This window comes from Desulfocastanea catecholica (assembly GCF_054657295.1).
This window is the reverse complement of sequence record NZ_BAAHYZ010000074.1, coordinates 1-4,115: the sequence shown is the minus strand read 5'-3', so window position 1 is coordinate 4,115 and position 4,115 is coordinate 1. Positions and strand designations below refer to the sequence as shown.

Below are 4,115 nucleotides of genomic sequence, written 5' to 3'. Positions count from 1 at the left end.
GAGGGTTATTTACCCGACTTCTCCTGCAGTGTCAACAGGTTGTACTCATCATTCCCAGATTTTACCTAACTACATAAAATATCAGTTCATCATGCAGATATTGTTGGCATCGGCACGGTCACCAATTGGCACGATGACGTTTTAGATCTCATCACCGGTATTGGTTCAGCTTTCCGGGACGACCAGAGGGTGACCGGAGATTTTTCAAAACCCTCATTTTCAGGATAGCATTCCTTATGGTAAAAAGTGGTACGTTCTGACGCTGGTAAATCTCCTCTGCAACACCTCCTCTTAACTGCTCATAATAACGGCTGCTGACCTACAATAATTGAGAATAACGTGTACCGGCTTACCTTGGCTGCAAAAGATGAAGACAGCAGTAGTTTTGGTATCAACGAACGGCCAATTTTCATGATCCTGACCCTGCCAACCTCAATGCACGATTGGAAAGTACTATCAACACCGGTGATGGTCAGAAATGGAGAAATTGTCTCGGTTGATTTACTGGAAACATCGCAGATTCCAGAATGATTTTTTTGGTGACAAGTTTGACATCAAATGATCAAGCTCAGACTTATCAGGAATCAGAACCTCAGTTTCACTGCCGACAAAAAACTTTCCAGTGGTTTATCTTAAAATTTTTCCTGATATTACTTTTCATTAAACCACCACTATGATTTAATGAATCGTTATTCCTTTTTATTATTCGACTGTATGCCTCTTTGCACTTGGCTCTTATCATTAACTGATTCGCCGTTATTGATTTGAAAACTCATGGAAGGAACAAAAAAAATTATGTTCAATAGAAAGACACTGATTTTAGTTATATTCTCCGTTTTCTTTTACCTTCTATTGCCCACATACTCCTTTGCTGGGGCGAATCACCTCATTCCCACGCTTTCGTTACTTCTCTTAAGCTACAAAGATTGTAATAATATAAAAGACGGACCTGCAACAATCGATAACTGTGGCGTGTGTGACGATAATCCTGCTAACGATTGCACTCAGGACTGTGCCGGTGACTGGGGTGGTACTGCAGTCGTTGATAATTGTGGCGTGTGTGACGATAATCCTGTCAATGATAACACTACCTGTACGCAGGACTGTGCCGGTGATTGGGGTGGTACGGCCTATCTTGACACTTGTGATATCTGTGTAGGTGGCAATACGGGAAAAACGTCTTTGGTTACTTGTGTCAGTTCTTTAGGTCGGCTATGGATGGATCGCAACCTTGGTGCTTCACGGGTCGCCACGAGTTCGATGGACTCGGCTGCCTATGGTGACTTGTATCAGTGGGGTAGGTTAGCCGATGGCCATGAGAAGCGCACCAGTTCGGTAACTCCAGATCTCAGCACCACTGATGTTCCTGGGCATGCTGGTTTTATAGTGACGTCTACCTACCCCTACGATTGGAAAACTCCGCAAAATAATAACCTCTGGCAGGGAGTATCCGGCACCAATAACCCTTGTCCTTCAGGTTTCAGACTGCCGACAGATACAGAGCTTGATGCTGAAAGGGCTTCATGGAGCAGCAACAACTCTGCCGGTGCCTTTGCTTCGCCGTTGAAGCTTGTCGTGGCGGCCTTACGCAGTCACAGCGATGGTACGCTGTACTCCGCAGGCAGCAGCGGGGTCTACTGGAGCAGTACGGTGAATGGCATCTACAGTCGCTACTTGTACTTCGACAGCGGCAACACCTACATGCACGACACCGCCCGTGCGCAGGGCATTAGCGTCCGTTGTCTTAAAGATTAATGGCAGCCTATCCTGCTGCAATGCAGGAGGGGCTTTGTTATTATCGGGAAGGTGATGAAAATGAATACGCTCTATACAACACTCTTTTACCGGCTTGCTGATCTTTTTTTCCCTTCCGGCCACCAACAACTCCGCCTGGGCCAAGTTCGCCATTTACTCCCAAACCGCCTGAAACACGACACGATCCGTCGAATCGCTGCCCGCACTGCTACGAAAGTAGTATCAACGTGGCCAGAAATGGAGCAGGTGTATCGGTTGATTCTCTGGAACAATCTTCTTTTTGTTTTTGAATGTGCTATTGAACTTTTGGCTCATGCGCGGTGCCACCAAGTAACAAAAAAAGCCATGGCATACTTTTTGTTTTATATGATGATGGATCGTTAGGTATAGTATTGTCCCGATACTCTACAATATTTGAATATCCATCTTTATCAAGGTCTTCCTTTGAATCATCGATTAATACATTTAGCCCATACAATTCTTCCCAACAATCCATCATTTGATCTCTGTCAGCGTCTATGTCTAAACTTCCGCACCCACAGATTCCTGGTTGGATTTTGCTGGGATCACTAGGGCATCCATCGTTATGATCATATATGCCATCTCCATCTGAATCAACTCCTGGTGTATCTGGGTGGGGTGCCATTAACCATGGATCGTAACTCACATATCCTGTGATATTTAGGTCATCATTAGCGTCAAAGATCATGGATTCAATGACATTGGAGCTTGTTGTATTCCAGAAATTGCCCCCGACTTCTAGATCGTCTCCGAAGGTCGGTGCAATCCTTATGACTGCAAGTTGTTTATTTAAAAAACTGTTGTTGCGTATATCAGCGAAACCTCCCCATGATTCTATATAACTATTTCCTGTAAAAAGATTGTTTAAAATTGAAACATTCTCTTTCGGAGATACGCTCAATTTAAGCATGCCAATATTTATCAATTTATTTCCGGTAAGTTCCACTTTTTCATTTGTACCAAAGAAGGGCCCCATAAGCCAAATTATTAAATTCTTAGGACCTTCCAATGTGCTGTGTTTGATGATGAGACTCCCATCTGTGGACCCATAATTGAAATAACTACCGTTGTTCATGTAGCAATAATCGAAACTAAGCAAAGCATATTCTCTGTCATCAGCATTCTCAAACACGGTATTATTAAAAATAATTATGAAATCTTTAGTTCCATGTGCTAACACATTTCCTGCATTGACAACGATGTAACTGTTACCATTTATTTCGACACCGGGTTCTATTGCTAATGTTACTCCATCTCTGATTTGCAATTCACTTGTGAGGTTAAAAGGAGAATTAGCCAATGTCCATGTAGTATCAACATTCATCATTCCTCCCACATCAGTTGCATATGATCTGGAAGGGAAAAAAAGACTAAGACATAAAAGGAATAGTACAAAGTGTTTGTTAATAAAATATTTTTTCATTTTTCCCTTTTCACATTGGCTAAACCTGCATGGCTTGCGAGGCTGTAATCACGGGATTATTAAGTATTTGCATCGAGAATTTTCTTTTTCTGAACCTCAAATTCAGCCTCCGAAATAATATTTTTCTGCCTGAGTTCATCAAATTTTAGGAGTTCAGCGTAAACATCTTTTTTGATCGGCGTATGACCGATTTTATTCAGAGCAGGTTGATTCGGCTTTGTGAAATTCTTATAAACACCTAATCCTGCTCCAATAGCTGCTCCTGCCATAGGCCCGAAAACAGGAATGGGAACAGCAATTACAGCACCAATTGCCGCACCCGAAGCCGCATCCTTTGCTAGATCAGACCGCATTGCCTCCTTGCCAAGTCTACTTGCTTCGTCACCTATAGAGTTTGCAGTCTTCTTTGCCCATTCTGCTGCTATTCGGGCATCCTCTTCATCAACTTTTCCATCACCATTTAAATCGCCTACAAGAATCGTCGCTGCCGACGCTGCATCTTTGGCTTTTCCAGCAAACCTCTTGAGTTTATCAAACATGGTTTGTTTCTCCTATTAAAGGACGGAATTTTGATTTGTTCGAAAATGTAGTTACTTTGAACAAATAAGATTCAAAATTTCATAGTGTTGTCCTAACTTCAGAATCTCATTTTTCTAACACATATTCGACAAATTATAAACGTAGGTTTTTCGTAACTACTCACCCGTCTCAGAATTTGTTTCAGGAATTTGAGAAGCTAAAGCGATCTGTATCGCCACAAGCGGGTTGACTCCCTGGCTTGCCATGGTTTGCAGGTAGCTTGAAATACGACAATAAGCTTCAGCATACTGCTTGCTGCGAAAGCACCCCGATATTTTTTGCTTCACCTTCGCCATGCGAAGATCTCGCTCTGCTCGATTATTGGTGAAGGGAACAG

The 4,115-nt window shown here is 42.6% G+C and carries 4 protein-coding genes and 1 pseudogene; 2 read left to right on the top strand and 3 right to left on the bottom strand.

The window, feature by feature from the left end; translation table 11 throughout:
• Nucleotides 1-339: 339 nt before the first annotated feature.
• Nucleotides 340-531, top strand: a complete 192-nt coding sequence (locus tag ACYQ8U_RS22690; protein WP_459947839.1) for a hypothetical protein — start codon at nt 340-342, stop codon at nt 529-531.
• 243 nt (nt 532-774) lie between these two features.
• Nucleotides 775-1,755 (top strand): fibrobacter succinogenes major paralogous domain-containing protein, encoded by a 981-nt coding sequence (locus ACYQ8U_RS22685; RefSeq protein WP_459947838.1) that lies wholly within the window; start codon nt 775-777, stop codon nt 1,753-1,755.
• 295 nt (nt 1,756-2,050) lie between these two features.
• Here ACYQ8U_RS22685 and ACYQ8U_RS22680 read toward each other — a convergent pair whose 3' ends face one another.
• The 3 genes and pseudogenes from ACYQ8U_RS22680 to ACYQ8U_RS22670 all read right to left on the bottom strand — a co-directional run.
• The gene (locus ACYQ8U_RS22680) at nt 2,051-3,199 is read right to left on the bottom strand and encodes a hypothetical protein (protein WP_459947837.1); all 1,149 of its coding nucleotides are present in this window, start codon (nt 3,197-3,199) and stop codon (nt 2,051-2,053) included.
• 59 nt (nt 3,200-3,258) lie between these two features.
• Nucleotides 3,259-3,738, bottom strand: a complete 480-nt coding sequence (locus ACYQ8U_RS22675; protein WP_459947836.1) for an SHOCT domain-containing protein — start codon at nt 3,736-3,738, stop codon at nt 3,259-3,261.
• A gap of 287 nt (nt 3,739-4,025) precedes the next feature.
• Nucleotides 4,026-4,115 (bottom strand): annotated as a pseudogene (locus tag ACYQ8U_RS22670) (IS66 family transposase); the annotation flags it as partial.